We start from the raw sequence: 26,735 nt of genomic DNA on the forward strand, positions 1-26,735 counted from the left end.
TGGTCATGTTATAATCACTTTGACAAGAATTTATGGTCAAAGAGAGCAGGAAACAAACAAATGAGTAAATTTATTCAATTGAACAAGCGCACTGGTGAAACAAAGTCCACTATGAATCTAGCAAGAAAACAGGGACGCATCCCGGCTGTGTTGTATGGGATTGGTAAAGATACTTTGTCTGTAGAAGTAAATGAAAAAGAAATGTTGGATATTTTGAAAAAAAATCCGCGAGCTATTCTGCAGGGTAATACATCCGATGAGAAAATAATTCCGATCATCGTTCAGAGTGTCCAAAAGGATGCGATGTCGGGCAATCTGCTGCATATCGACTTTCATCATGTGAACATGACTGAAATCATGGACAGCAAAGTGACTATTCAATTTTCTGGAGAGGCAATCGGGGTTAAATCCGGTGGGGTTCTACAGATTGAAATCTATGAAGTAGAAGTACGTTGCATGCCTGGTGATTTGCCGACTTCCATGGAAGTGGATATCAGTGGTCTTGATACTGGCGACAAGCTTCTCGTTTCCGACTTGATCTTCAAGGATGGCATTGAAGTGTTGACGGATGCGAATACGGTTATGATTCAAATCAAAACCGTTCATGAGGAAGTTGAAGCAACAGCCTAGTAAAAATCATCCCCTTATGGTGGAGAGTGTTTAAGCTTATGAGCTTAGATACTTCTGCTGTGAGGGGATTTTTTGGTTTCTGAACTTGATAGTTTCCTATTACTTATTTTGGGGATAAAAATATAACTTACAGGAAAATATAGCAGCAAGTGGTGTGCCTAATGTCGACGTTTTCCAATCCTAAAATCAATCCCTTACACGGTTGTATGCTATGTATGAGTGCAACATTAGGCAATTAATAAAAACAAAAAGGAGAGATTCCCTTGAGAAGAACGATTGCGGATTCCATCGTGGAATCCCTTCTAAATGCCGGGGTGAAGCGAATTTACGGCATTATCGGCGATTCGCTAAATGCCTTGCTAGATGCAATCCGACGTTCTGGAAAAATAGAATGGATCCATGTCCGCCATGAAGAGGTTGCAGCTTTCGCGGCGGGGGCAGATGCTGCCCTGAACGGAGGAATCGCCGTATGTGCAGGTAGCAGTGGACCAGGTAATTTGCATCTCATTAACGGATTATACGATTGCCATCGAAACCGGGTGCCAGTTCTTGCGATTGCCGCTCATATACCGAGCAGTGAAATTGGCAGCAGTTTTTTTCAAGAGACCCGTCCGGATATGTTGTTTCAGGAATGCAGCTTTTTTTGTGAGGTCGTAACTGGACCGGGGCAAATGCCTCGAGCGGTTACGATGGCAATGCAAACCGCGACGGCAAGGTCAGGAGTTTCTGTCTTAGTGCTTCCAGGTGATGTAGCAGCTTTCGAATACGACGAAAGCCCTGTTCCGGAACGCATTATCCATTCCACACATCCGATTGTATGCCCTTCAGCAGACGAATTGAAGAAGCTTGCCGACTACTTAAACAAAGGTAAGAGAATCACTTTGCTGTGCGGTGCTGGTTGCGCGGGAGCTCATGCTTCGCTCATGAAGTTGTGCGAGAAACTACAATCCCCGATGGTGATAGCGCTGCGAGGAAAAGAATATCTGGAATACGACAACCCGTATTCCGTTGGATTAACCGGCCTCATCGGATCTTCTTCCGGATACCACGCTATGATGGAATGCGATGTCTTGCTCATGCTAGGTACTGATTTTCCATACCGACAATTTTATCCGCACGAAGCGACCATCCTTCAGGTTGATTTGGATTCATCCCGACTAGGCCGGCGAACGACGTTAGCATACGGAGTGTGCGGAGACGTGAAGACGACGGTCGAAATGTTGATACCCTTGCTAAACGAACCGCACTCTTCTGATCATTTGAAGCAGTTTGCCGCACATTATGCCAAAGTCCGCCAGGAACTGGACAATCTTGCAGCTCCCGGCAGAGCGCCTATTCATCCGCAATTCCTCATGAAGGTAATCAGTGATCTCGCAGATGAGGATGCCGTTTTGACTTGCGATGTTGGAACGCCGACTGTGTGGGCTGCCCGATATTTGAGAATGAATGGAAAAAGAAGGCTTCTTGGCTCGTTTAACCATGGGACAATGGCGAACGCGATGCCCCAGGCGATTGGGGCGCAGGTTGCGCAGCCGGGACGCCAGGTCGTATCTCTGTCGGGAGATGGGGGAATCACCATGCTGCTCGGAGATCTGTTGACCCTTCGTCAGCATAAACTCCCGATCAAGATCGTTGTCTTTAATAATGGCGCGCTTGCATTCGTGGAATTGGAAATGAAAGCAGCCGGCTTTTTGGAATTCGGAACGGAACTCGACAACCCAAATTTTGCGGCCCTGGCTCAAGCTATGGGAATCGAAGGAATTCGGGTCGAGGATCCGAACGACTTGGAAAGCGCCGTTCGTCGAGCGTTCGAACACAACGGTCCGGTACTGCTGGATGTCATCGTCAATCGTCAGGAGCTGGCTATGCCGCCGAAGATCAACTTCGAGCAGGCACGCGGATTTACGATGTGGATGCTGAAAGCTGTTTTGAACGGGCAAGGAAACGAAATTATCGAGCTAGCGAAAACCAATCTTCTTCGGTAATAAAAAGCCGTAGTCCTCATCTGATTTATCAGGTGGGGGCTATTTTAGTGCGAAAAGCACCTGGTTTACTTGTACTCTCTGGGAGCATAAGAATAGGTATTACGGCCAAGTTGTATCCATTTAAGGCATGCACCTCCAATACGCTAACATACATACACTGTAACAACATGGAATACATTACATTAAGCAGCGGTATTGAGGAGGGGTAGCGTTGAGATATACAGTGCAATATATACCTCTAAATAAGATTAAGCAGGACAGTACCAATACGAAGACTTCACCACGTAAGAAGGAGTTTAAAAAAGTTGCACAGGACCTCATGCAATTACTCATTGTGCAAAAAAGCAAGAAAGATGGTGACTATATTATCCAGGATGGACATCATCATTTCGCATTCCTCAAAAAGCATACCAATAAAAATCGGGCTGTGTGCCTCGTGGATGAAAGCAAGATTTCAACTAATTTCGGGAATTTTGTTAATCGATTTCGGAAACGGCAACTGCCTTATGACATCCCGTACCTCAAACCAAATCGGTTTGAAATCAACAGTTGGACCATTATTCGAAAATTTTTAAAGCAAGAACCACGTTTTCGGATGCTCTCTCGCAGTCAGCAGTTGAAGGTAATTCGGCTAGGTATTCAATATAGGAAAACAACGGTGCAATCCATGAAAGCAAAAGTAGAAGACATGATAACAAGACGCTAAGGAAGTTTTATCATGATCCAACGGAAACCGGCATACGTTCGGTGTCCGTTGGTTATTTGAGCATGTGGTAAATTATGTAAAAAAATAAAGAGACGGTAGCTATTTATTCTGCTGCCGTTTTTTTGGTGTCTCACTATGAAAGAAGGTAAGCGATCCATTTCCCCGGAAATAATTAAAGCTTGCAGTCCGTGTCGCTATGTCGGCAAACAGCTAATGAGGCAAACCGCCTGCGCGCTCAAACATACCGGTGTGCATAAGACAGCGAAGATGCCGCATGCTGCTCGACAAGCGTTTCCAATACGATAACATTTTGCATTGCATTCGGGATCAGCGGTCGCGCCTTTGCCTCTCTTCGGAGTCAGCTTCTTTATCACACGCTCAAGTTTAGTAAATAGTCTTTTTAGGGCAAATTGGAGCGATTTATCGATGCTGATCTTTAATGTTGTACCGTCTTTAAATCTAATTTTTTTGGTGTGCGTGCAAGAGCAACCACATTGACAAGCGCTTTCAAGTCTAACGGGAACGATTGCTTTCTTATTAATAAATCCTCTAGCAGTGATAGTGTTGTTCTTATCTTGGAGAATAATGTTGGCACTGGAGACGCCGTCCACTTGTTTACCAAAGGAAGCCGTGAGTCTGCTGCTTGTGCGATTCAGAGATTCTATTTTGAATGTTACTAAGTTACAGGCATTCTGGGTGATGTTTAGGAAAATGTCGGAAACACCTCGACTGGCGTTCAAAACGATTTCCATATTCGCGCTCAAGATGCCTTCTTGCTTAGACTTTATACTTGTTGTTGCAAAAAGGGTAGTCGTTCCGTTGACTGTGCGCAGTAGTCCGGGCATAGCTATCACTCCCTCAATTCAATTGGTGTGTACTCTCACAACATATGTGGAACCAAAAGACTCGGTGTGGGGGAATAACTAGATCGTCCTAGCCACTAATAGAAATAGAATCCTTCACATTAAGATGGCTCAAAAGCAAGGTTATAGCGTTTTCCATTAGATAAGCGGACAACAAATAATGGGCCGTATTCGCTAAACGTGGCGGAAACAATAAGCTTCGGATCGACATGATTGACCAATCGCAATAACTCAGCGTCCTTTCTCATTTTCACGAGCCTGATGAAACGCGCTGCAAATATACGATCGTAGGCAAGTTTGTGCAGGAGCTGCAGCATGATTTGGCTTACGCTACGGATATCCTCGGCATGCATACTTTGTAGCCGACCGGGGCTAAAGATACCAGTTGCCAGATATACTCTCGTCTTTTTTGTGAGCCTGAGACTGTAGCTTGCCGTGAATCCGGCTCCAATAGAGGCCTCTGCGCCTGGCAGCACTTGCTGGATCACTTGTGTGGTGCGATCTAAATTAAATGTCCTTATGGTGTTTATCAGTCGCATCGCATACAGACGGTCGCTTGCAAGGCGTTCATAAAGAGGTAATATCCGACGGGATAGGATGCGCAGTCCCTTCACATTAATGGGCTGAGTCTGAACGTTTTTTTTTAGCTTCAATTGATTTGCCCTCCATGTTACTCATCATTGATAGAGATGATTAGGATGAATACAACAAAATATGAGATCCTTCCCCGTAAGGTTTGGACAAATGTCTTGTTGTTACCAAATTTATGAGGCTCGCTCAGGACAATTTATAATTTTCAAAAATGTACGATTACTATCAGTCAATTACTAGATTCATAGATTAGTAGAATTGAATACGATATAGTAGCTCAAATCAAGGAGGTGATAGTCATGTCCCATGAACTCAAAAAATTCAAGTATGAAGTCTTGACACCAAATACAGCCGGTAGTGTTAATATTTCACTATTGTTTGATGTACCTGTTACGTTAGCAACGGTTTCTGTAAAAGGTGATGCAACTGTATGGTTAACTGCCAATGTAGGTTGGAATGTAGTTAGGAATGGATCAGGATTTGATCATGTTGACGTATTATTCCGTATCTGGCGAGGAAACCAACTGACGGGAACAACCATCTACAGCGCAGCTGACACGGCTCAGGCATACCCGGATGATCACTTTGCAGTGACACAACTTGCTCATGTTGATAGCCCCGACGATGATGACAAAATTGAATACACGCTTACGGGTGAACTGCTATTTAATGGACAATCATCAGCAAGTGTCATAGGACCTATTACGTTTACTGCGGCAGTTATTAATTAATTGCAATGGGATCGCTGGCTGTTTCAAAGTCAGACGATCCCTATTATTGTTAAAGTTATCTCCATGCAATAAATCATTAGGATAGCAACAGAAATCATAATAATATCATATTTACTTGCGACCAAAATGATTTAACATTACAAACAGATATGGTTTTGGAGGTGTTGAGTTCTTTGATTTTCTTGAATTTTACGATTAATAATGAAAGCGCAATCAATTTTAATTATGTAGGAGGAATCAATCATGTATGCTGCTAAAAAACTAATGACCATCATTTCTGCCATCGTTATTCTGCTTTCGTTACTAGGAGCGATGCCTAAAGATGCTTTGGCTGCGGGGACTCTATATTATGTGGATGCTTCGAGACCCGATGATAGCGGAGATGGGCAAAGCACAGCGACTGCTTGGAAAAGCTTGGCCAAAGTCAATGCTACAACGTTCGCAGCTGGCGATCAGATCCTATTCAAATCGGGAGGTACGTGGACGGGTCAACTATATCCAAAGGGTTCTGGTGTGTCTGGCAGTCCGATCACCATTTCAAGCTACGGCAGCGGAAGTAAGCCGCTTATTAACGGCAACGGGCTTACGATGAATGCGGATGGCAGCGGGGGATCAGCTGTTTATTTGTACAATCAAGAGTACTGGGAAATTAAGAATCTGGAAGTGACGAACAAGGGAGCGACCGCTGCCAAACGTTTAGGCGTCAATGTAGTTGCTTCGGATTATGGGACAGCGAACTACATACATATTTCCAATCTCACCGTGCACGATGTAAACGGGATCAACACGGATAAGAAAAACGGCGGCATCGCTGTGCAGGCCTTAGGAACTTCCGTATCAACCAAGTGGAACGATGTTAAGATCGAAGGAAATACCGTGTACACCGTGGATTCAACAGGTATTCAGACGCACTCTCGCTGGATGAACCGTGGCGGTATGGTTGATTCTGGTCCTTGGTCGGGCTTCACCAATGTGCTTATTCAGTATAATACCGTCTATGACATCGGACGTGATGGCATTCTGGTTAGGGTAAGTACAGCGCCAGTCATTCAATATAATGTCGTTCATCATGCCAATATGCGATCTGGCGCTGAAGCGGTTGCGATCTGGCCATTCAATACCGACGATGCGCTCGTGCAATACAATGAAGCGTATAGCACGCATGGAAGTTTGGACGGTCAAGGATTTGACTCTGACTATGTCTCGAATCGAACGATAATTCAATATAACTATAGCCACGACAACGAAGGTGGCTTCGTTCTCATATGTAATAACGGAGCAAGTAATTTTAACAATGGCACCATTGTCCGTTATAACATCAGTCAGAACGATGGTACCCGCATTTTCCAATTGGCAGGGCCTGTCACCAATACGAGTATTTATAACAATACCATCTATGTCAAAGCAAGCGTTGGAACCAATATTCTAACCATCGGAGATTGGGGAGGGTACGCGAGCAATACGTATTTTAAAAACAATATCATCTATAACCTTGGTAGCGGTGGATATTCTTTGGGAAGCAGCACGAATACGGTGTTTGATTATAATGTTTTTTATGGTAATCATCCTGGTTCTGAGCCAAGCGATGCGCACAAGCTTACAAGCAATCCACTTCTAGTTAACCCTGGAACAGGAACGAGTCGAACTGCGTTGGATGGTTACAAGCTGCAGATTGGTTCACCAGCTATTGATAGCGGTGTTGCGATCACTGGTAATGGCGGAGGTCAGGATTATTGGGGCAGTGCAGTTCCAACTAACAGTGTAACAGACCGGGGGGCATACGAGGGTTCGGGCATAGGTACGGCACCAGTTACCGTGTTCAGTGATAATTTTGAAAGTGGATCTAGCAACTGGACAACAAGTGGCGGTACGTGGAGCGTACTTACAGACGGAAGTAAAGTATTCAATCAGTCTTTGGTTACTGGTGAAGCACTTGCCTTTGCGGGGAGTTCTTGGAGTAACTATACGTATTCCTCGAGGGTCAAGCTAAATAATGCATATGCCAATGCAGGACTGCTATTCCGCGTTACAGATGCTAACAACTACTATATGCTGCGCATCAACAACAGCACGAATTCCCTTGATTTATATAAAAAGGTGAGCGGGACTTTGACTTTGTTAACAAGTACTGCTTTCAGCTCAAGTATTAACACATGGTACGACCTCAAGGTGAAGATAACCGGGAATAATATCCTTGGTTCGGTGAACGGAACGCAGCTAATTAATTATACGAATGGAACTACGGAGCTAACTACAGGCAAAATCGGTTACCGTATGGCGTCCTCGACGGCGAGCTTTGATGACGCGTTGGTTACGCAGTAATCTTTGTAGATATGAAAGACAGTTGGAGGCTGCTGGTCGTAACCAGCAGTCTCTTTGAGTTATCCAGGCAACTCTAGCGCTTTATGGGAGAGGTGGAAAAGAAATTTCACTAGACGATTAATTAATTTAACTGGCTTTTTCGATACTGAATAGGCGTAAATCCCGTTATCTGTTTAAAAATTTTACAGAAGTAAGGGAAATTAGGTATGCCAACCAAAGAACCGATGTGTTCAATGGATTTTGATTCTGTTTTTAACAACCAACAGGCTTGTCTAATTCTTCGTGCAATCACATATTCCGTAATGCTTCCCCCTGTTTCGGTCCGAAATAACCGCGAGACATGATTCGTAGAGAGATGAAGTGCCTTTGCTAATTCTATTAAGTCAAAAGGTTCCGTATAATGCTCTTCGACCCAATTCATTATTTTTTCAGCATGTCGCTCCGGACGAGCGACGCCTCCAAATCCTCCAATATGCAGCGAAATCAGATAGTCTAAAATGTTGAGAATCAACATGGAACCAGTCTCGTGATCTTCATCCTTTTCATTCCAGCCCGAAACCAAGTCATGGAATCGTTCAAGAACGCCTAACAGATAAGTCGAGTTGTGCTCCTCACGGAACACCTGATTGGACAATTGTCCTTTCCATATCTGTTCCAAAAAACGAGACAGCACAGAAAAATGTTTTATATAAGGTGCAACGATGGAGGGTTCAAAGGTTAAAACTGTTCGTACATAGGGTTGTTGAGGTGTGGCATCAAATTGAATACGGTGAAGCTGGAAGGGGTGTAGAATCAGAACGCACCCAGCCTCTAATGTGTAAATCTTACGGTTGAGGGTCAGGGTTCCTGTTCCTTGATGGACATATAGGATTTCGATTCCCTTATGATAATGGTAAATAGTAGGTGGACACTCGGTGGACACATCCTTGTATTTAAGTCGGATTCCCCGGTTGTTGAGAACATGAAAGACTTGTGCACGTTCATCGATTTGATTTGTATATTTCAACGATGTTCACCATCCAACCATCATTTTAAAATATCATTTGAGTGATATTTTATGACTCAAGAATATAACTATGTTGGGCTAAAAATGAGCTATGATAGTAATGTCGATACCTTCTAATTATACGTTGTCGTCACGATTGGTGACAATGGTGCTTACAAAGAATCAGGATTAAAGACCTTCGGAGGTGGCATAGAATGACTTTCATTTTAGCGAATCTACAAGAGGACGAATACACCGAGTTATTGGTTGGAATTAAAGATGTTCTGAAAGAGTGCTATCAGATCTCAGAAGATGAGGCGTCGTTCGTTATACATGAAGGTAATGAAAAAGCGAAAGAATTGCTAAATGATTATTTCTCCTACATTGACGCCATCCGTGAAATTAATGGTGGAATTAGAAACACACTCGACAAACATATGAATCTAGTGATTCAGGAAAAAGAGTTACCAACTAAAATGATCTATGAAGCAGCCGCGTGGCACGCGTTTGAATTTGTAAGATGTTACTATAAAAGAACGGCAAATTCCGTGTAACGGCATTTCCGATAGGGAAGGCGAAACATCCGATGGCAGGAAAATCAACGTATGTCTACATGTCCGTCTATTACTCGCTGGTATTTATGGCACTAGGCGCCTTCAGTAACTATATTCCGATCTATTACAACGACATTCAACTTAATCATTTCCAGATTGGTCTGCTCTCAACAGCGGCAGCGGTTACCGCGATGATTGCACAGCCACGCTGGGGATTGGCCGCCGACAGAGCGGCATCGAAAAATCATTTGCTCCTAATTTCCTTGTTGCTGACCTCTATTCTCGTCTGGACGCTGCCGGCTGCAGGTAATCGATTCTGGCTGCTATTTGCGTGCACAGTTGTGTTAGGTGCTGTCCAATGCGTGATCAACCCGCTTGGCGACACGATTACACTAGAGATTTCACGCAAGTCGGGATTTAATTTTTCTCGCATCCGTACAGCAGGGTCCGTCGGTTATGCCTTGATGGCGATTATTGCCGGCTGGCTGCTGGACCGTAACCTGAATTATATGTTCCCTTTGTTCTCTGGGCTCGTCTTCCTTGCCTTCGTGCTGGCATGGGGCATCCCTAAGGTGGAAGGCCATCAGAATAAGTCAAAGGTGGAACTAAAACAGCTATTCACCAGTAGAAAGCTTGTTGTGATTTACTTGTACACGTTGGTGGTCAACTGTACGCTGGGCTTTTTTACGACATTTCAAGCTGTCTACAGTAAAGAACAGGGAATGAGTACGGCGCTGATCGGTCTTGGAGTCAGTATAGGTTCGATCAGCCAGTTTCCGTTTATGCTGTTTTTTCAACCCCTGTACCGAAGGTTCGGGATTTTTAAAATTTTGCTTTGCTCCGGCATAATCCTTGCCGTACGGTGGTTACTGTTCAGCGGCGCCTTAAGCCCAGCTATCTATCTGGCGACGTGGGTGTTACACGGCGGAACGTTCATGCTGTTTTACTTATGTCTTGCCGAATACGTGAGCACACATGTACCCAAAGAGTTGAAAGCGAGTGGCCAAATGATGAATTCTTTGACGATGAATGCCATCAGTCGCACATTGGGTTCGCTGCTAGGCGGATTGTACGCTGGCTGGTTCGGCATCCGTTCAGGGTTTGCAGTTAGCTCCTTCATCTGCGCGGCTGCAGTCGTGTTGTTTTGGTATTACTACAAGCCAAATGATGATAAGCAATTGGAATTGGAAGGATCCCCTCACTAAATTATAGCCCAATACGAAAAAAGCATGCTGCTTAAGATTAGCAGCATGCTTTTTTGTGCCATTATTATTCGTTATCAGCCCATGATTGTCGAACGGACGTTACGGTCTCCCCGGTTCTAATAGCCTGCTCAATCAGCATGCCGATATAGTGATCCTGAGAAGCTTCCGGAAGACCATAGAATCCCGGCCCACCCTCGGCATAGATCGCCATCTTCTTCAAACAGTCTGCAATCGCAATTTCATCATCATATAGTCTGGCAGGCATATAAGGGTTTTCGTATACCCATCGGTCTCCCGCCATAATTCCTTTAAGGAAATAGCCTTCTGCGTTCTCGTACTCACCTTTATTGATGCGCTTTAATTCCATTTGAATCTGAGTGCAAGATGGATCTTGTATGCTAATTCGATTATCAAATATTTCCCCACGTTCTCCCCTAATACATAGATGATTTGAACGGGTCCATGAACGATGTTGATCCTTGGTGAAATCATAAATCCCTAATTTTCCACCAAAATCCAACCAAGCAATATCTCGCTCAGATTTGATTAATTTATCTTCGGTAGGCGGACCACTTCGGTTCGGCCCTGCGACCCAATCGGATTCAAAGCGCATTCCCTTAATTCGGACTTCTTCAAAGCGCACACCTAACATTTTCCGTATTAAGCTTACCGCATGATAGTACTGAGATATGGATACAGTCACTTGATTAACATGACCTAACTGTCCTGACCTAATAATCTGATGTCGTGCTTCTTGTATTGGATGGAATTGATATTGTTCTGCAACCTGAATTCGCGCGCCTTGTCGTGTAAGTTTGTCATGTATCTGTAATAATCCTTCTAAATGAGGTGCAGGAGGTGTCTCTGTAAGTACGGGTATTCCTCGCTCCGCTAACTCCAGCATATAATCGACAGCAGCAGACGCATTAATAGATAGTACAACAAAGTCCGGTTGTTCATTTAGCAAGAGCTGATCCATTGTTCGATAAGTGGTCACTCGCCATAAGTCTTCCATTTCCTTACCTTTGATTTCGTCGCGAATGACCATCCCGCTCACGCAAAATTGTTCTGGAAGAGCCTGCGCAATTCTTAGAAAATACTGTGCGCGAAAGCCTCCACCGCCTATAATACTGAATCTTATTGGTTTCCCCATCCCTTACACCGCCTTCTTCAGTTGTAGCTTCGTTTTATCAAATATAAATTTCATAGTCAAGTTCTATGAACAGTATATCTTGATTCATAGTTTTATTCAGCGTTATTCTGAGATCTATGATATGAATTGTGGGAATGGGCAGGAGAGTTCCAATATGTGGTATTATTTAATATATAATCAGGTAATTCAATACGAAATGATTTCTACTGAATATAAACTCCGAAAGGAAAGATGAAGGTGGATAGTAATCTCTACGTAAGTATCGGTGTCAAGCTTACAGTCGCTTTAATTGGTCTACTGATTATGACGAGACTGCTGGGGAAAAAAGAGATATCCCAATTGACCGCCTTTGATTTCGTTTCCTCTTTAATGCTCAGCGAACTAGTCGGCAATACGATTTATGATAAAGAAGTTCATCTTAGCCATCTACTTTTTGCGCTGATTATTTGGACGATTTTAGCGCTGGGCTTGGAAAAGTTTATCGCCAAATTCCCTAGACTGTCTCGCTATGCTGCAGGAACGCCTGATCTGATTATCCGCAATGGCGTCGTTGATTTCAAGGCAATGAAACGCAATAATCTCGATTTCGCTCAATTGGGCATGCTGCTAAGGGAAAATAATGTGTTCTCGCTCCGCGAAGTGGCTTATGCCTTGTTCGAGACGAACGGCAGCATCAGCGTGCTGCGCCAGAAAGATCCGGAAATGTTTAGCGGCAATGCAAAAGACCAACAGGGCAGCGTCAGCCTTCCCGCTTACATCATTGAAAATGGCAGTATAAATGAAGATACTTTGAAACGCCTCGGACGAGACAGGATTTGGGTGGAGCAGCTTTTGCAGCTAAGTGGAATTACACATCATGAGAGTGTGCTTTTTGCGGAATGGTCAGATGCGAGTGGTTTGTATTATCAGCTGAAGGAAGTAACAAGAACGTAGTCCGATAATGAGTTCATCTATTACTATGGAGGTGTAATAAATGGGGAAGATCATTTGTTTTATATCAGAAGATTTTGCTGATTTTGAGATTACCTTAGCATTCCATAAGATTAAGAATGTTGGCAACAAAGAAGTCGTATCCATGGGTTACAATCTGGACTCTGTCACTAGTGAATCTGGTCTGTCTTATAAACCTAATGTGACAGTTTTTGATGCCTTGGAACTGGAAGATATAGAGGGACTTATTATCCCTGGCGGACCGATTCGGAATCAACAGAAGGAGTTGACCGAACTCATCATAAAACTGGATCGAGAAAAAAAGATGCTAGCAGCCATATGTAATGGCCCTCAATATTTAGGTAGAGCCGGTATTCTACATGCAAGACATTTCACGACTTCATGCTCAATTGAAAGAATCAACCAATTGAATGTCGTAGATCCATTTCCTCGTGATAATTTTTTAGATAAACGTGTGGTAAGAGACGGTCATGTTATTACTGCGGCTGGACGCGCATTTGTTGATTTCTCTTTTGAAATCTTTGATTACCTTGGTGTCTATCAAGATCAGTATGAGGAAAGTGAACAATTATTTAAGGATATTATGAATAGATGAATGTTCTTAAATTGAAGATGATAGCAGCGATGTGAAAAGGAAACCGGATAGCCCGGTTTTCTTTTTTTGGGTTATAGGTATAAGCCGTTATCAAGGAGGAACTGCCCGAATAAGATGGAAAAATCAAAATGTAAATGGGGGGAAGCGGATGAAAGTAGTAATCCTCTGCGGCGGGAAGGGAACGAGGATGAGCGAGCTGACAAATGAAGTCCCCAAACCTTTGGCCAAAGTAGGAGATAAACCTTTGCTATGGCATATCATGAAACGATACAACCAATATGGTTTCGATGAATTTATTCTCCTGCTAGGCTATAAGGGAGAAATGATCAAAGAATACTTTATGAACTATAACTGGAAAAATCATAGTTTTACATTAGATACATCTAGTGGCAGCATTCAGTTGCTGCAAGAGCCAGAAAATTGGAAAATTACATTTCTTGATACCGGATTAGAGACGATGACGGGCGGAAGAATCAAGATAGCAGAGAAACATCTAGGAACCGAAACATTTATGCTAACCTATGCGGACGGATTAGCAGATATCAATCTATTGAATCTACTAAATTTTCATAAAAATACGGGGGCTATTGCAACCGTAACAGGAGTTAATAGAATAAGCCAATTCGGTACGTTAACGGTTAAAAACGGGTTAGCGGAATCCTTTCATGAAAAAACACAGAGCGAAGGGATCATTAACGGTGGTTTTTTTGTATTAGAACCTAAAGTTTTCGATTACGTGTCAGGTAGTCCCTTTTGCGTATTTGAAGAAGAGTCCTTGAAAAATTTGGCACTAGATCGTGAATTGGCCGTGTATCTGCATGAGGGATTCTGGATGGCAGCAGATACCTATAAAAACGTGCTAGAGCTGAATGAGATGTGGAAACAAGGAAAGAATCTCTGGGCAAAGTAAGTGATAATGAATGATGATGAGTCATATGAAACCATTTTGGAAGGATCGAAATGTGTTTATTACAGGATGTACAGGCTTTCTGGGCAGGCATTTGATAAAAGAATTAATAAAGTCAGGTGCCCATATTACAGGACTTGTACGGGGGAATGTGCAGGACTCTGTTACGTCTACGTTTCAAGAGGAGCTTTTTTCTAAAATCAACCTCGTTCACGGATCATTAAAGGATCTCTCGATAATCCAGAATGCACTGGAAAACAATCGTATCGACACCGTTTTTCATGTAGCAGCACAATCCATCGCAGGGACAGCGAACCGGAATCCCGTTCAAACGTTTGAGACCAATATCCAAGGCACTTGGAATTTGTTGGAGTCTTGCAGGCAGCATCCAGTTAAAAGGATCATTATCGCATCCAGTGAAAAATCCTATGGTGAGCACGCCAGTCTTCCATTGGGTGAAAGCTTCCCTCTTCAAGGGAGACATCCTTATGACGTTTCAAAAAGCTGTGGGGATTTAATCACTCAAGCCTATTTTTACACGTACCAATTACCTGTTTGTATTGCCCGATTTGGAAATGTCTTTGGGGGCGGGGATTTAAACTTCAATCGCATTATTCCTCATACCATCAGCTCTGTCATTCATCATGTATCGCCCGTTATTAGGAGCGACGGCACGTTGGTTCGTGACTACTTATATGTCGAGGATGCTGTACATGCCATGATGCGGTTAGCAGAAAAGGTGGAGGAATCAGGGATTGCTGGAGAAGCATTTAACTTTAGTAATGAAAATCCGTTCAGTGTCTCACATGTCGTCACCTCAATACTGAATGGTATGGATAGCGATTTGCAGCCAATCGTTCTGAATATAGCTTCCAATGAAACACAAAGGCAATATTTATCTGCCCAAAAAGCAAGAGAACTATTAGGCTGGCAACCCATCTTTGATTGGGATACAGGTTTAGTAAGAACGATCGACTGGTATAAAAAATACTTCACTAACTTAGGGGACTTATCCGAGTGAATATGACATGTGGAGGAATAAAGAAGGTGCTCATGGATGAATAAAGAGTTTTGGAAAGGAAAAAAGGTGCTTGTTACTGGTCATACAGGGTTTAAAGGCTCCTGGTTATGTTTGTTGCTTTCATCCCTAGGTGCCACCGTAACCGGATACAGTTTAAGACCTCCTACTTCTCCCAGTTTATTTGAATTAGGCCAGATTGAACGACTTGTCCCTACCCGATATGCCGATATTCGGGATCTCAACTCGTTACAAGCGACCATTTTAGAAGAAAAGCCTGACATTATTATTCATATGGCCGCACAGCCGCTAGTTAGAGCCTCGTACTTAAACCCTGTTGAAACCTTTGAAATTAATGTCATGGGAACCGTTAACCTACTAGAAGCCGTCCGCAATGCCGTCCATCAAGGCATTTCTATTAAAGCAGTAATCAATGTAACGACGGACAAATGCTATGAGAATAAGGAGTGGCTATGGGGTTACCGTGAAAATGATGCGCTTGGCGGATATGATCCCTATTCTAACAGTAAAGCCTGTTCGGAATTAGTAACAGATGCTTACCGTAAATCATTTTTTCCTATCAAAAATTATGAATCTCACGGAGTGGCAATTGCAACTGGAAGGGCGGGCAACGTCATTGGCGGCGGTGATTGGGCAGCTGATCGCTTAATCCCGGATTGTCTTAGAACCTTATCAGAAGGTGAGAAAATAAAAATTCGAAGCCCTTATGCCATTCGGCCGTGGCAGCATGTACTGGATCCCCTAAGTGGATACCTGTTATTGGCGGAAAAATTAGTTGAGGGTGGCACAAGGTATAGCGAAGGTTGGAACTTTGGACCGGATGACGATGGGGGAAAAACAGTAGAGTGGGTTGTGAAACATCTGTGTGCCAAATGGGGGAATGGTGCTGCTTATGAAGTGGAAAATGACCATCATCTGCATGAAGCCCATTATTTAAAGCTGGATTGTTCAAAAGCAAAATTCAAATTAGGCTGGCATCCTAAATGGTGTGTCGAAACCGCCATAGACAAAGTTATGGAATGGTCACAAGTCTATCAATCTAATGGTGATTTGATGGCAATTTGCATGAAGCAGATTGACGAGTATCAAAACATATAAATGGATGTGTAAATAAAGTCGAAATGAGGTGGTTCCATGGACAATGTATATTGTTCCATTTTATCTAAGGGGAGGGTATACCAGTTCCTAGCCCTGCTTGGTTCGATGAAAAAGGTGTCTAAAGAGGATTTTGAACTATTTGTACTTTGTGTTGACGACGAGGTATATGAGTTATTAAGAAAAATAAACATGAAAGAACTTCATGTAGTTCATGATAAAGCACTGGGGGACGATGTATTAGCAATCAAGAAAACAAGAAAGATCCATGAATACTGTTGGACGTTAAAACCTATTTTTTTAGAGCATCTTATGATGACACATCCTACAGCAACTAGATTAACTTATCTGGATTGTGATTTATATTTTTGGAACGACCCTTCAATCATCTTCGAAAATCAACCAGACTGCTCGGTCCTCTTGTCTCCGGAAGAAAAATACAACCCCTCTTGGAGTGACAGTTTTACACGCTATATGCAAAAAGTAACCGGGTATTATAACTCTGGCTATATAAGTTTCAAAAAAGACGAATTGGGTCTAGCTTGTTTGGAGTGGTGGAAAGAGAAATGTATTGAAAGATGCGAAATTAAACCTACGGAAGGTTTTTTCGGTGATCAAAAATATCTAGATCAAGTTCCAAAATTATTTCCCAGTAGTTGTGATATCACAACCCCGGGCGTCAATATCGGGATATGGAATGATTTGAAATTCCAATTCACTGAAAATGAAGATTCGGTTTATGTCAATGAACATAGGTTAATTTTTTATCATTTTTGTGGTTTAAGAATGGTAAATAAAAATAAAATCGAGTTACTATTTAACCAAAAACATATTCCCTTCATCTTTGAGTTTTATCAACAGAAGCTCCGGGAAGCAATTGATTTGACAGAACAAATCGACTCGTCTTTCAGCGGATATGCATCGGAAGAAGATTTGAAACGATACTGGTAGCCCCATCCCCACGAAGTAAAGAAGGTGAAAAATGAAAGCAAGTCTGATTATCCCGTCTTATAACGCCAAGCATCGGTTATATCTAAATCTAGTCTCCTTGTCGTACCAAGATTACCCACTGCAGGATTTTGAAGTCGTTGTGGTCGACAATGGATCGACAGATGATACGGCTGACATGCTGTCCAAGTTTGAAGCGAACTTCCCCCTTATAACCGTACGAATCGAGCAGAATAAGGGAATTGCCCATGGAAGGAACCAAGGCATATTAAAGGCTGTTGGAGATATTCTGATTTTTCATGATAGTGATATGATCGCATCCCAAGATTATGTTAGAAAGCATATCGAGGCACATCAGGTACCAAACAATGTAGTTTGTGGGTTATGTTGGCGAAGAATTTATAGCTTTTATTATAAAAGTTTTAAATCTTTTCACCAGCAGCTATTCAAAAAGTTAAACAACACATATCCTGAGATTCAACGTGTAAACGATCAGATCTATCAACTCATTACGGAGAAACAGATCAAAGACGGCTCTTTTATGAACTATTCGTTCGATTTTGATAACCTTTTGCTCTTTTCCTATCTAAAAGATACCGTTCAAACCTATGGGGAGAATTTAAGGGGTTACCATTTTCCATGGAGATATTTCCTAACCAATAACGCATCCGTTGAACGTAAAAGAGTTGTGGAACTGGGGTTATTTGATGAAAATAATCCGAATTGGGGATTTGAAGACTTTGACTTAGGCTATAGGCTCTACAAATCCGGAAGCGAATTTATGGTCAAACACGATATCGTTAGTGCCCATCAAGAACATGAGCGAAATTATACGACTAAAGAAATTAGATTAAGTACGGACTATTGGTTTGAGAAGTATAACGACATTCATAGTTTAGATATGCTATTAAGCTTATTATTTGATATTTCAGCCATTTTCCCCCCTATGCAACCGATTATCGACCCGAGTCATTTAAACGAATTAATGGAAGAAATAAACGAAATGCAGAAACAAGCAGACTATCAAGATCATTTGGAACTTTTTCGGGAAATGCTGCAGCATGCAAAAAATACCTACTTGAACCATAGGGAGCTTGAGCTCACGCCAATCCATTCGGATGCATGTTATGACATGGTAAATGAGCTTAATGAGAAATACGGCATGATTCGTTTTTCTGAAGCTTTATCTACCTTACATCAATATATTTCAAAGACGTAAAATGGAGGGTTTCAAAAAGCGAAGGGGGCTCTATATGGACTATCCATTAAATGATCTCCAATCGATCTGCAGGGAATATGATATTGGAGATTTCATCTCCGCTGAAGGTAAACTTGGCGGATATGTCAATACGAATATAAAGATCAGAACGAAAAAAGGCTTTTATGTCATCAGAATCTATCGCGAAAAGTTTGACCCCGAGCGTATTCACTATGCACACGAGATTGTTTCCATTTTACGTTCATTCAATCTACCGGCATTATTGCCTTTAAAAAATAAACTTGGCAGCTATTTCTCTACCTATAATGACTACTTTATAGAAGTGACACCATTCATAGATGCCCATCATTTTCAATGGCTTCCGAAGCAAGCCTATTTCAGCGGGAGCATGCTGCGAAACATGCACCAAACACTTTTGACTACTCATAAAGATCCTCCAACAAGAGAGTCTATCTATCATTTTTACAATTGGAATGTTTTAGATGACGCACCTAAATTGCAGTTACTGTACAACTGGACGCCCCAACATATGGCCCAAATTTATCACATCAATGATTTGATCCAGAAACATATTCAGAATCTAGAAAGCTTCCCCGAAAATTTACCAACAACGATTCTACATGGGGATTGGAACCCAGGAAATCAACTTTATCAGGAAAGCGGAGAAGTGTGCTGTATATTAGACTTCGATTCGATTCAGCGAGGGGAATGTGTCTTCGATGTAGCCTACGCCCTTTACTTTTTCTTATTAAAAGATAAAGGTAAGTTTTTGGTGAAGCCTTTTATTCAAGGTTATGGAGGATTATCTGAACAAGAGCAAAGCGTACTCCCTAGTATGATTGCTAAACTTGGATTATTTTTTGGGAGTTTTATTAATAAAGGAGATCTTGCGTTTACAAAGCAACAGAAATTAGTTGAATGGGTACTCTCCCCCGAAGGGGTAAAAGTGTTGCAAGAACGTGGTTAGTGCTTGACTTACACGTTCACGCTAAAATAAGTGAGGTGTAACCTTTGTGAAGGGAACCATTATTATTCCGTCCTACAACGCCTGTGAGCGTCTTTATTATAATCTACTATCCTTAAATCTACAGGACTATCCACATGACCAATTTGAAGTCATCGTGATCGATAATGGTTCTGCTGACAATACGGCGAGAATGCTATCCGAATTTCAAGCGAGTTTCCGCCTTGAAGTTGTTCGAATAGATGAGAATAAAGGAATTGCGCATGGAAGAAATCAGGGTATTTCGAAGGCGGCAGGAGACATCCTCATTTTTCATGACAGTGATATGATTGCTGAGAGAAGTTTTGTAAGAAAACATATCGAAGCACATCTAAATGAGAATACGGTCGTGTGCGGGAAGACTTGGAAGGAGATTTTCACCTATTATTATAAAAATTTTGAGGATTTCAGAATCCCTGAATTTAATAAAGTGAAAGATCAATTTGATTTCCCATCCGATGATTTAGAACTTGATGTACGCCCGTTGATACCTAGAGAAAAAATTATCGATGGTAGTTTCATGAACTATAGCTTTAGAAAAGACACGCCTTTTATCCATTCTCTAGAAAAAGTCATTCAAGAATTTGGTTCAGACTTAAAAGGCTATCATCTACCTTGGCGGTTTTTTATCACCAATAATTCATCCGTATCAAGAAGTAAAGTAGTCGAAGTCGGACGATTTGATGAAAAGATCGTGAATTGGGGTTTTGAAGACTATGATCTTGGGATTCGGCTATATAAGGCTGGATGTCATTTTAAACTTCTGGATATTATTAATGTCCATCAGGCACATCCAAGAAATTACGCAAGAGGGGAAGCTCTTAAAAGCTTCGATTATATTTGTCATAAATATAATGATATTTCACATATTGATATTGTTCTCGCTTGCATCACGACATTTTTGCGAGGTTCTCTATCTATGGATGAAAAAGAGTTAAACGATATCGTGGAAGATCTGTATATGCTTCAAAAGATGGATAAATACAATAGACTATTGCGTTATTTTTTAGAACTCCTCCATATTAAAAAGGGAACAATTCTGAATAAGGTGAAGAATCAAGTAAGAAATACGTCGATTGTGAGCATGTTGGACAGTGAATTGGAGTTGCAGTTAAATGAATTAGTAGGGAAAAATGGAACCTCACATTTTGCAGATGCTCTTTTAGACCTGCAAAGGAGCATATAGGGATTTCGTGAAACTTGCTAATCAGGCATTGCCGCTTTGCTATCGACATGTATGCGTACAGACGAAACAACGAAAGAGATCCGCGTGCAGCGCGGTTTTTTTGTTTTGTGGAGTAATATTTAAATATTGTAAAAATATTCCTTTACATTTGTGTATTTTCAGATATATTAAGTAATGGAAATTATTCACAGAGATACTTAAGGGGGATTTTTTAAAATGTCGATGGAAACAACAAACTATGGGCTAGATCAAAGAGAAAATGTGATGACGGTGAAGAATTGGCTCATTACTAGCTTAATTCTGATGATCCCAATCGTAAATATCGTCATGTTATTTGTTTGGGCATTTGGTGACAATGCGAACAAAAATAAAGCTAATTACGCCAAAGCAAGTTTATTGCTGATGCTTATTGTAATTGCCTTCTATGCGATTATTGCAATTATTTTCTTTTCCATATTCGCAGATGCACTGAGCAACAATACAACTTTTTAAAGTATACCTACATAAAAAAACTACAAAACAAAATGTCCGCTTTATCGTTTCCTCCCATACAGAGGTTTTGATATCGCGGACATTTTGTTTTTGTAAAGAGTCTCCCTTGCAGTGAGCAACGATGAGCCTAGTTTAAGACGACAGAACCTTCAGGTAATACAGTGTTCTTATCGACTGCAATGATACCTATCCCTCCAGGGATATAAACGGCTACTGTATCTTCATCAATTAAATAACGACCAGGAATATAAATACCATGGATAAGAGTGTGAACACTGCCATTCATATAAGTGTAGTCTGGCGCATCTACCGTTTCAGTTGCAGCGCTAATTACGCTAGGAACCATTATACTCGAACATGCAACAAGCAACATCAATTTTGTTTTTAAAAAACTCATACTAACCACTCTCCTATGATTTATTTTAATGCTATAAATCATATGTAAACACTTTAAGTCAATTAGAAACATTTAACAGTAATTTAACTTTGAACGTTATTTCTTTTTTGGAACTATTTGAGAATAAGGTCGTATGTATCATGCGGGGAAAAATAATTCATTACAAAGCGAGGTAATTATACAATGGCAATTAATCTATCTAAAGGTCAGAAAGTAGATCTTACAAAAACAAATCCTGGACTTGCTAAAATCTTTGTCGGTCTTGGTTGGGACACGAATAAATACGATGGCGGCGGCGCTTTCGATCTTGATTCTTCTGTATTTTGCACTAACGCTGCAGGTAAAGTGGATAACGAAAAAAACTTTGTTTTTTATAACAACAAGGAAAATGAAAATGGATCTGTTGTACATAATGGTGACAATCGTACAGGTGCTGGCGATGGTGATGACGAGCAAATTAAAGTTGATTTATCGAAGGTTCCTGCTAGTATCGAGAAAATTGCTTTTGCTATTACGATTCATGAAGCTGCAGAGCGTAATCAAAACTTCGGTCAAGTTTCAAATGCTTATGTTCGTATTGTTAACGAAACAGATGGCCAAGAACTCATCCGTTTTGACCTAGGTGAAGATTTCTCCATTGAAACTGCTGTTGTCGTAGGGGAGTTATATAGAAATGCGGGTGAGTGGAAGTTCTCAGCTGTAGGAAGTGGATATAGAGACGGTCTTGGTGGTTTAGCGAAAGATTATGGTTTAGCTTAGGCTGCTGACGTCTATATGAAACAAATAGTTTACAAGACATTAATGGGATTGAAAGAGCATATCGAAAAATCACCAACAATGTATGTCCATCGCGGATCGGGGCACTTACAGCCATGTTCCTTTTCCTTTTATAAACCAACAACAGATATACACATGATGAATTTTGTTAAGGAAACAGGGTACTATTTGCCGGAGAGTTACAAAGATTTTCTAATGATAAATGATGGTGCACTCCTATTTAATGATACCTCTGAAAAGGCTAATGGTGCTTGGCATATTTTTGGTCTAGAGGACATTATGGATTTTATCGATAAAAAAGAAGCTCCTGAGAATATGTATGTAATTGCCAAGTATCATTCAATTCTTATTTATGTTAATTCTTCTAGAGTAAAAGAAGGAAGAGAGGATTATATGTTTGTTGGATCAACGTATGTTCCCGATGCAGAAGATATCGTTCTAAACTTTGAATTATGGTTTGAACGTCTCGTTGTATCGCAAGGCTCTTTCTTCTGGGATTGGAATTTATTAAATGCACTTAACTTCAAAAGTGAATAATTAGAACACAGCAAAAATCCGCAACCAATCTGGTTAGCGGATTTATTGTTTTCATTTATCGTTTCTGAGGCAGACACAGTTGACTTATTCTTTTCTCAAAGAGGCTTCAATTTCTAGGCAAGCCAAAACAAATGGTGCAAAACCTTTCGGATCGTCGCGTCGAATCGGTTCACTGATGTAATAGGCATAGGATCCATCGCGGTACGGCGTATTGCCTAATCCTGCTACGCTGCAAATGCCGTTCAAATGCAAGGATTCGTCAGCGTCGCGCTCTACAAATTGTGTTAGGCTTCCTTCGTAAGCTTTACGAGCCGCTTCAAGGGCCCATTTTTCGAGATAGCCCTTATTTGCGCCCTTGGCCAGTGCGTAAGTAAACATCGTGGTGCTGGAAGCCTCCAAATAGTTCCCTTCCTCACCGGCACGATCCATGACTTGCCACCACAAACCACTCTCAGCGTCTTGCACCTTAACAATCGCTTTGGCCAAACGGTGGAAAATACCGATAATTTGCCCGCGCTGCGAATGATCAAGCGGCAAGAAATCAAGTACATCAACAATCGCCATAACGTACCAGCCAATAGCACGTCCCCAGAAATGTTCGGAACAGCCTGTTACTTTATTGGCCCAACGCTCCTCTCGGCTCTCATCCCATCCGTGGTACAGTAATCCGGTTTGCGGATCGCGCACGACACGCTCCATTAACAGAATTTCATTGGCGATATCATCAAACCATTCATGTTCATTGAACACGTGTGCATATTGAGCCAAAAAAGGAGACGTCATATACACACCATCCAACCACATTTGGAACGGATATATTTTTTTGTGCCACAAACCGCCTTCTTTGGTGCGGGGATGGCCCTTCAATTGCGCCACCAATAACTCAATGGCCTTACGGTACTTGGGATCGCCGGTTTTCTCGAACAGCAGGAACAACGTTTTTCCCTGGTTAATCATATCGACGTTATATTCATTCAAATTGTAAGTCGTAATGGAACCGTCATCTTGAATAAACAAATCCATGTTATCTTTGATGTACGTTAAGTAGCATTCTTCACCCGTTGTATGATACATCCGTTCAAAGGCCGTTAAAATGCAACCGTTTTCGTAATTCCAGCATCGACTCTTTTGAAATGGCATGTCAGATACGAGTGGATATTGCAGCATGAAAGATTCGGACATCGACGTAGACCAAAGATTGTTCAAAATTTGTGCCCCCCTGATAAGTAGAAAACCTATTTACACATCATGATGCAACAACTTTTGTCTCTAGTCAATTCTATTTTGTTTTCCAAAATTTCAGAGAAAAATATGAATTGTTTTTGAGGAAAATGAGAATATATGAAGAGAAATTATTATATCTTGCGACAAATACATAGTTTACGAAATCTGATGTTTTTGTAGATGGCTCAGCTGTTTTTTTCCCATGGAGAAACTTATGAAGGCAGATATGAGTGCTAACACGACAATAAAACTGGCCATCCAGGGATTGTAGAGGACGGTGGAATTGGCACTTATCATCGCGCCGCCAGTCCCAGCGCCTGTCGCTAATCCTAAATGAATGATCGATGTATTTAGACTTAGCACGAGACTGGAAGATTGGGGCGCTTGTTGAATGAAATACGTTTGAGTCGCTGGACCGGCCATGAACAGCGAGACCATCATGAGTGAAATTAATAGTAAAGCGATGAGAGTTGACCCGGCAAACAGAGGCAAAAGGGCTAGAATGACAACGAGCACGATAGTGCTGAAAGCTATGATGCGCGCTGCTCCCCATCGATCGATTCCGTAACCTCCCAAGCGAGTGCCGACTGCACCAAATAGACCAAAAACAAGCATGGCGATGCTGATGTTGGATGCTTTAATTTCAAGAATGTCTTGCATAAAAGGGGTTAAGTAAGTAAATAACACCGAATTTCCTGATTCCCTAAAAAAGGTTAGAAACAAACCGCTTACGATTACGGCACTTCCCAGCACTTTGAATTGTTGTCGGAATGACATCGGTGCGTCCCCATCAATCTCTGGTAACAAGCGGTAAATGACGCAGGTAATCACCACGCTAATCAGTCCTAAAATCAAGAAAATCGCCTGCCAGTTCAACCAGTTCGTAATGGCTATGCCGATGGGGACACCTAGAATCATCGCGCTGCTGAAGCCGAGAACAATCGTGCTAATGGCACTGCCTATCCTCTCAGGGGGAACAATTTTGGCAGCTGCACTAAAGGCTGCGACAATATAAACGCCAGAGCTTACACCAAGGACAATCCGTGACACCATCAAGGTGGAGATCGTCGAACTCCAGAAGGAGAGTAAGCACCCCAGGATAAATACAGCCAATGCGCCTAACAGCACTTTTCTACGTCCCATGCGGGATGTTAGTGATACCAGGAGAGGCGTTCCAATGGCAAAGGCTAGCGAGTAGGCTGTAATCAATTGCCCGGCAAAGGCGATGGAAATGTTTAAGTCTTTTGCAAGTACACGCAGGATTCCAGCGACAACCAACTCGGAAGTAGCCGTTAAGAATACCCCTAGAGCGAGTACGTAAATCGTCCATTTATTCATTGCTTTCATTCCCTTCCATTTGAGTTATTGTCATTATAGAAGGGTTGGGATAATATTGTAAGAAGGCAAAGTATTAGGATATAATCCATCTATTTTGACTAACTTACTTTTTGTTAGGGGGAAACCGGATGACTGAGCAAGGTAATTCCGAATCCTGTTTGGTTACGGGGAGTTCTGACATCTGCGAAGTATTGCAAATCCTTGGAGCCAAGTGGGCGTTTCTTGTATTGAACGAATTGCTTCGCGGGCCACAGCGATTTAATCAGCTGCAAAGGAATGTAGCTATTATAAAAACGCAGTCCCTTACGGATACACTTCGCCATTTAGAACATAATGGTCTTGTCCTGCGCCAAGTCTTTCCGACAGTACCTGTAACGGTGGAATATTCATTAACAGAAAAGGGATGCGATTTCCAAACTGCGCTGAACGAGATGAATAAATGGGTTGAAAAGTGGGGGAAGCCACAGCAAGTAAATAGGAAACCCAGCATTTCTTCTTAAAAGAGTTTCCTTGTTCTACTCGCGTGTAACTGAATCTAAATGGTTTTATGGCGTTCACTCTATGGGGTGAACGCCTATTTGATGTTGTTTCGTGTTCACAATGATCAAAGAAATCAACAACAGCCCATATATGCCATTAATTGACTAGGAGATCAATCTACCTTTATGAAGAGACTTCATATTCTTATTGGAGTTAGAAATGATAGGGAGCATCTTTAAGCTGCTAATCATGGGAGAAAGGCATTGGTGGCAAGTTGGTACGTATTCAAAGGAGAAATTGTCCCGAATCCAACCCTTACAATCTTCATTATTACATGCCCAGACTTTTGTGTTTTCTTGAATGAGATCCTCAACCGATTTTCTTCGAAAATACATAGTTTGTTCCTCCTTCTAATAAAAAAACTGCCCTTAACTCGTGTTAAGGGCAGTTCGTTGTGATTTACAGTTTTACAACATTTTCAGCTTGAGGACCGCGGTTGCCTTGAGCAACATTGAATTCTACGCGTTGTCCTTCGTCCAATGATTTGAAGCCATCTCCTTGAATTGCGGAGAAATGAACGAATACATCATTTCCGCCTTCCATTTCAATAAATCCAAAACCTTTCTCTGCGTTAAACCATTTCACTGTTCCTGTTTCCATAATATAATTACCTCCAAATTGTTATTAACATGCTTTTTTAAACAAAAAAAATCACACATTGAAAAAGGTACCATACACAAATGATCACTTTTTCAATATGTGAGTTTATGTCAAAGCCGTTTGTTCAACAATCATAGCACACACTTCTATGATAAGCAAATT

29 protein-coding genes are annotated in these 26,735 nt (G+C 41.7%); 20 read left to right on the forward strand and 9 right to left on the reverse strand.

Annotated elements, in window-relative coordinates:
* The first annotated feature begins 60 nt into the window (after positions 1-60).
* The 3 genes from AC58QM_RS10580 (at position 61) to AC58QM_RS10590 (ending at position 3,321) form a co-directional block, all read left to right on the forward strand.
* Positions 61-630, forward strand: coding sequence for a 50S ribosomal protein L25 (locus AC58QM_RS10580; protein WP_310225795.1), 570 nt, complete (start codon positions 61-63; stop codon positions 628-630).
* Between the two features lie 263 nt (positions 631-893).
* Positions 894-2,615: a ubiquinone-dependent pyruvate dehydrogenase gene (gene poxB, locus AC58QM_RS10585; protein ID WP_497283704.1), complete on the forward strand. Its 1,722-nt coding sequence runs from the start codon at positions 894-896 to the stop codon at positions 2,613-2,615.
* 211 nt (positions 2,616-2,826) lie between these two features.
* A complete protein-coding gene (locus tag AC58QM_RS10590; protein ID WP_497283706.1) occupies positions 2,827-3,321 on the forward strand; it encodes a hypothetical protein in 495 nt (164 codons plus the stop codon).
* 194 nt (positions 3,322-3,515) lie between these two features.
* Here AC58QM_RS10590 and AC58QM_RS10595 read toward each other — a convergent pair whose 3' ends face one another.
* Both AC58QM_RS10595 and AC58QM_RS10600 read right to left on the reverse strand, forming a co-directional pair.
* Complete coding sequence (locus AC58QM_RS10595; protein WP_497283708.1) at positions 3,516-4,166, reverse strand: hypothetical protein; 651 nt, start codon at positions 4,164-4,166, stop codon at positions 3,516-3,518.
* Between the two features lie 119 nt (positions 4,167-4,285).
* On the reverse strand, positions 4,286-4,837 hold the full coding sequence (locus AC58QM_RS10600) for a hypothetical protein (protein WP_497283710.1): 552 nt from the start codon (positions 4,835-4,837) through the stop codon (positions 4,286-4,288).
* 237 nt (positions 4,838-5,074) lie between these two features.
* Between AC58QM_RS10600 and AC58QM_RS10605 the strand changes: the two genes are divergently transcribed.
* Together AC58QM_RS10605 and AC58QM_RS10610 are read left to right on the forward strand one after the other, a co-directional pair.
* Positions 5,075-5,506: a hypothetical protein gene (locus AC58QM_RS10605; protein ID WP_497283712.1), complete on the forward strand. Its 432-nt coding sequence runs from the start codon at positions 5,075-5,077 to the stop codon at positions 5,504-5,506.
* A 243-nt stretch (positions 5,507-5,749) separates the two neighbouring features.
* On the forward strand, positions 5,750-7,828 hold the full coding sequence (locus AC58QM_RS10610) for a 3-keto-alpha-glucoside-1,2-lyase-like domain-containing protein (RefSeq protein WP_497283714.1): 2,079 nt from the start codon (positions 5,750-5,752) through the stop codon (positions 7,826-7,828).
* A 121-nt stretch (positions 7,829-7,949) separates the two neighbouring features.
* Here AC58QM_RS10610 and AC58QM_RS10615 read toward each other — a convergent pair whose 3' ends face one another.
* On the reverse strand, positions 7,950-8,834 hold the full coding sequence (locus AC58QM_RS10615; RefSeq protein WP_497283716.1) for an AraC family transcriptional regulator: 885 nt from the start codon (positions 8,832-8,834) through the stop codon (positions 7,950-7,952).
* Positions 8,835-9,028: 194 nt separating this feature from the next.
* Here AC58QM_RS10615 and AC58QM_RS10620 point away from each other — a divergent pair, with 194 nt between their 5' ends.
* The gene (locus AC58QM_RS10620) at positions 9,029-9,367 is read left to right on the forward strand and encodes a hypothetical protein (RefSeq protein WP_497283718.1); all 339 of its coding nucleotides are present in this window, start codon (positions 9,029-9,031) and stop codon (positions 9,365-9,367) included.
* A 32-nt stretch (positions 9,368-9,399) separates the two neighbouring features.
* Positions 9,400-10,572 carry an MFS transporter gene (locus AC58QM_RS10625; protein WP_497283720.1) on the forward strand — a complete coding sequence of 391 codons (1,173 nt, stop codon included), beginning with the start codon at positions 9,400-9,402 and terminating at the stop codon, positions 10,570-10,572.
* A gap of 64 nt (positions 10,573-10,636) precedes the next feature.
* Here AC58QM_RS10625 and AC58QM_RS10630 read toward each other — a convergent pair whose 3' ends face one another.
* Entirely contained in the window at positions 10,637-11,725 is a 1,089-nt protein-coding gene (locus AC58QM_RS10630) for a Gfo/Idh/MocA family protein (RefSeq protein ID WP_497283722.1), read from the reverse strand.
* A gap of 237 nt (positions 11,726-11,962) precedes the next feature.
* Between AC58QM_RS10630 and AC58QM_RS10635 the strand changes: the two genes are divergently transcribed.
* The 10 genes from AC58QM_RS10635 to AC58QM_RS10680 all read left to right on the forward strand — a co-directional run bounded on the left by AC58QM_RS10635 (position 11,963) and on the right by AC58QM_RS10680 (position 21,160).
* Positions 11,963-12,658 (forward strand): DUF421 domain-containing protein, encoded by a 696-nt coding sequence (locus AC58QM_RS10635; RefSeq protein ID WP_497283723.1) that lies wholly within the window; start codon positions 11,963-11,965, stop codon positions 12,656-12,658.
* 40 nt (positions 12,659-12,698) lie between these two features.
* Complete coding sequence (locus AC58QM_RS10640) at positions 12,699-13,271, forward strand: DJ-1/PfpI family protein (RefSeq protein ID WP_497283725.1); 573 nt, start codon at positions 12,699-12,701, stop codon at positions 13,269-13,271.
* A gap of 148 nt (positions 13,272-13,419) precedes the next feature.
* Entirely contained in the window at positions 13,420-14,181 is a 762-nt protein-coding gene (locus AC58QM_RS10645; RefSeq protein WP_497283727.1) for a sugar phosphate nucleotidyltransferase, read from the forward strand.
* A gap of 25 nt (positions 14,182-14,206) precedes the next feature.
* Positions 14,207-15,199 (forward strand): NAD-dependent epimerase/dehydratase family protein, encoded by a 993-nt coding sequence (locus AC58QM_RS10650; protein ID WP_497283728.1) that lies wholly within the window; start codon positions 14,207-14,209, stop codon positions 15,197-15,199.
* A 36-nt stretch (positions 15,200-15,235) separates the two neighbouring features.
* The gene (gene rfbG / locus AC58QM_RS10655) at positions 15,236-16,315 is read left to right on the forward strand and encodes a CDP-glucose 4,6-dehydratase (protein ID WP_497283729.1); all 1,080 of its coding nucleotides are present in this window, start codon (positions 15,236-15,238) and stop codon (positions 16,313-16,315) included.
* A gap of 36 nt (positions 16,316-16,351) precedes the next feature.
* A complete protein-coding gene (locus AC58QM_RS10660) occupies positions 16,352-17,263 on the forward strand; it encodes a glycosyltransferase (protein ID WP_497283731.1) in 912 nt (303 codons plus the stop codon).
* A 31-nt stretch (positions 17,264-17,294) separates the two neighbouring features.
* A complete protein-coding gene (locus AC58QM_RS10665; protein WP_497283732.1) occupies positions 17,295-18,479 on the forward strand; it encodes a glycosyltransferase in 1,185 nt (394 codons plus the stop codon).
* Between the two features lie 34 nt (positions 18,480-18,513).
* Positions 18,514-19,446 carry a phosphotransferase gene (locus AC58QM_RS10670; RefSeq protein ID WP_497283734.1) on the forward strand — a complete coding sequence of 311 codons (933 nt, stop codon included), beginning with the start codon at positions 18,514-18,516 and terminating at the stop codon, positions 19,444-19,446.
* A gap of 46 nt (positions 19,447-19,492) precedes the next feature.
* Positions 19,493-20,668 (forward strand): glycosyltransferase, encoded by a 1,176-nt coding sequence (locus tag AC58QM_RS10675; RefSeq protein WP_497283735.1) that lies wholly within the window; start codon positions 19,493-19,495, stop codon positions 20,666-20,668.
* A gap of 216 nt (positions 20,669-20,884) precedes the next feature.
* The gene (locus AC58QM_RS10680) at positions 20,885-21,160 is read left to right on the forward strand and encodes a hypothetical protein (RefSeq protein WP_310225755.1); all 276 of its coding nucleotides are present in this window, start codon (positions 20,885-20,887) and stop codon (positions 21,158-21,160) included.
* A gap of 127 nt (positions 21,161-21,287) precedes the next feature.
* Here the strand turns inward: AC58QM_RS10680 and AC58QM_RS10685 are convergent, their stop codons facing one another.
* The gene (locus tag AC58QM_RS10685) at positions 21,288-21,557 is read right to left on the reverse strand and encodes a hypothetical protein (RefSeq protein ID WP_497283737.1); all 270 of its coding nucleotides are present in this window, start codon (positions 21,555-21,557) and stop codon (positions 21,288-21,290) included.
* 183 nt (positions 21,558-21,740) lie between these two features.
* On the opposite strand from AC58QM_RS10685, the gene AC58QM_RS10690 reads away from it, so the two are divergent.
* The gene (locus tag AC58QM_RS10690; RefSeq protein WP_310225753.1) at positions 21,741-22,316 is read left to right on the forward strand and encodes a TerD family protein; all 576 of its coding nucleotides are present in this window, start codon (positions 21,741-21,743) and stop codon (positions 22,314-22,316) included.
* Positions 22,317-22,331: 15 nt separating this feature from the next.
* On the forward strand, positions 22,332-22,871 hold the full coding sequence (locus AC58QM_RS10695; RefSeq protein WP_497283738.1) for an SMI1/KNR4 family protein: 540 nt from the start codon (positions 22,332-22,334) through the stop codon (positions 22,869-22,871).
* Positions 22,872-22,955: 84 nt separating this feature from the next.
* Here AC58QM_RS10695 and AC58QM_RS10700 read toward each other — a convergent pair whose 3' ends face one another.
* Both AC58QM_RS10700 and AC58QM_RS10705 read right to left on the reverse strand, forming a co-directional pair.
* Entirely contained in the window at positions 22,956-24,053 is a 1,098-nt protein-coding gene (locus AC58QM_RS10700) for a glycoside hydrolase family 88/105 protein (protein WP_497284447.1), read from the reverse strand.
* Positions 24,054-24,251: 198 nt separating this feature from the next.
* The gene (locus tag AC58QM_RS10705; RefSeq protein WP_497283740.1) at positions 24,252-25,433 is read right to left on the reverse strand and encodes an MFS transporter; all 1,182 of its coding nucleotides are present in this window, start codon (positions 25,431-25,433) and stop codon (positions 24,252-24,254) included.
* Between the two features lie 128 nt (positions 25,434-25,561).
* Between AC58QM_RS10705 and AC58QM_RS10710 the strand changes: the two genes are divergently transcribed.
* Positions 25,562-25,933: a winged helix-turn-helix transcriptional regulator gene (locus AC58QM_RS10710; RefSeq protein WP_497283742.1), complete on the forward strand. Its 372-nt coding sequence runs from the start codon at positions 25,562-25,564 to the stop codon at positions 25,931-25,933.
* Between the two features lie 144 nt (positions 25,934-26,077).
* Here the strand turns inward: AC58QM_RS10710 and AC58QM_RS10715 are convergent, their stop codons facing one another.
* Entirely contained in the window at positions 26,078-26,308 is a 231-nt protein-coding gene (locus AC58QM_RS10715; protein WP_310225745.1) for a cold-shock protein, read from the reverse strand.
* Positions 26,309-26,372: 64 nt separating this feature from the next.
* A complete protein-coding gene (locus tag AC58QM_RS10720; RefSeq protein WP_056625586.1) occupies positions 26,373-26,573 on the reverse strand; it encodes a cold-shock protein in 201 nt (66 codons plus the stop codon).
* Positions 26,574-26,735 lie beyond the last annotated feature (162 nt).

It is taken from the genome of Paenibacillus sp. J22P165, assembly GCF_059692015.1.

Bases quoted from the DNA above. Each gene is read 5' to 3' on its own strand.
- AC58QM_RS10580 (WP_310225795.1), top strand. From the start codon at position 61: ATGAGTAAATTTATTCAATTGAACAAGCGCACTGGTGAAACAAAGTCC.
- AC58QM_RS10595 (WP_497283708.1), bottom strand. From the start codon at position 4,166: ATGCCCGGACTACTGCGCACAGTCAACGGAACGACTACCCTTTTTGCA.
- AC58QM_RS10605 (WP_497283712.1), top strand. From the start codon at position 5,075: ATGTCCCATGAACTCAAAAAATTCAAGTATGAAGTCTTGACACCAAAT.
- AC58QM_RS10610 (WP_497283714.1), top strand. From the start codon at position 5,750: ATGTATGCTGCTAAAAAACTAATGACCATCATTTCTGCCATCGTTATT.
- AC58QM_RS10620 (WP_497283718.1), top strand. From the start codon at position 9,029: ATGACTTTCATTTTAGCGAATCTACAAGAGGACGAATACACCGAGTTA.
- AC58QM_RS10625 (WP_497283720.1), top strand. From the start codon at position 9,400: ATGGCAGGAAAATCAACGTATGTCTACATGTCCGTCTATTACTCGCTG.
- AC58QM_RS10630 (WP_497283722.1), bottom strand. From the start codon at position 11,725: ATGGGGAAACCAATAAGATTCAGTATTATAGGCGGTGGAGGCTTTCGC.
- AC58QM_RS10640 (WP_497283725.1), top strand. From the start codon at position 12,699: ATGGGGAAGATCATTTGTTTTATATCAGAAGATTTTGCTGATTTTGAG.
- AC58QM_RS10645 (WP_497283727.1), top strand. From the start codon at position 13,420: ATGAAAGTAGTAATCCTCTGCGGCGGGAAGGGAACGAGGATGAGCGAG.
- AC58QM_RS10650 (WP_497283728.1), top strand. From the start codon at position 14,207: ATGAAACCATTTTGGAAGGATCGAAATGTGTTTATTACAGGATGTACA.
- rfbG (WP_497283729.1), top strand. From the start codon at position 15,236: ATGAATAAAGAGTTTTGGAAAGGAAAAAAGGTGCTTGTTACTGGTCAT.
- AC58QM_RS10660 (WP_497283731.1), top strand. From the start codon at position 16,352: ATGGACAATGTATATTGTTCCATTTTATCTAAGGGGAGGGTATACCAG.
- AC58QM_RS10665 (WP_497283732.1), top strand. From the start codon at position 17,295: ATGAAAGCAAGTCTGATTATCCCGTCTTATAACGCCAAGCATCGGTTA.
- AC58QM_RS10670 (WP_497283734.1), top strand. From the start codon at position 18,514: ATGGACTATCCATTAAATGATCTCCAATCGATCTGCAGGGAATATGAT.
- AC58QM_RS10680 (WP_310225755.1), top strand. From the start codon at position 20,885: ATGTCGATGGAAACAACAAACTATGGGCTAGATCAAAGAGAAAATGTG.
- AC58QM_RS10685 (WP_497283737.1), bottom strand. From the start codon at position 21,557: ATGAGTTTTTTAAAAACAAAATTGATGTTGCTTGTTGCATGTTCGAGT.
- AC58QM_RS10690 (WP_310225753.1), top strand. From the start codon at position 21,741: ATGGCAATTAATCTATCTAAAGGTCAGAAAGTAGATCTTACAAAAACA.
- AC58QM_RS10695 (WP_497283738.1), top strand. From the start codon at position 22,332: ATGAAACAAATAGTTTACAAGACATTAATGGGATTGAAAGAGCATATC.
- AC58QM_RS10700 (WP_497284447.1), bottom strand. From the start codon at position 24,053: ATGTCCGAATCTTTCATGCTGCAATATCCACTCGTATCTGACATGCCA.
- AC58QM_RS10705 (WP_497283740.1), bottom strand. From the start codon at position 25,433: ATGAATAAATGGACGATTTACGTACTCGCTCTAGGGGTATTCTTAACG.
- AC58QM_RS10710 (WP_497283742.1), top strand. From the start codon at position 25,562: ATGACTGAGCAAGGTAATTCCGAATCCTGTTTGGTTACGGGGAGTTCT.
- AC58QM_RS10715 (WP_310225745.1), bottom strand. From the start codon at position 26,308: ATGTATTTTCGAAGAAAATCGGTTGAGGATCTCATTCAAGAAAACACA.
- AC58QM_RS10720 (WP_056625586.1), bottom strand. From the start codon at position 26,573: ATGGAAACAGGAACAGTGAAATGGTTTAACGCAGAGAAAGGTTTTGGA.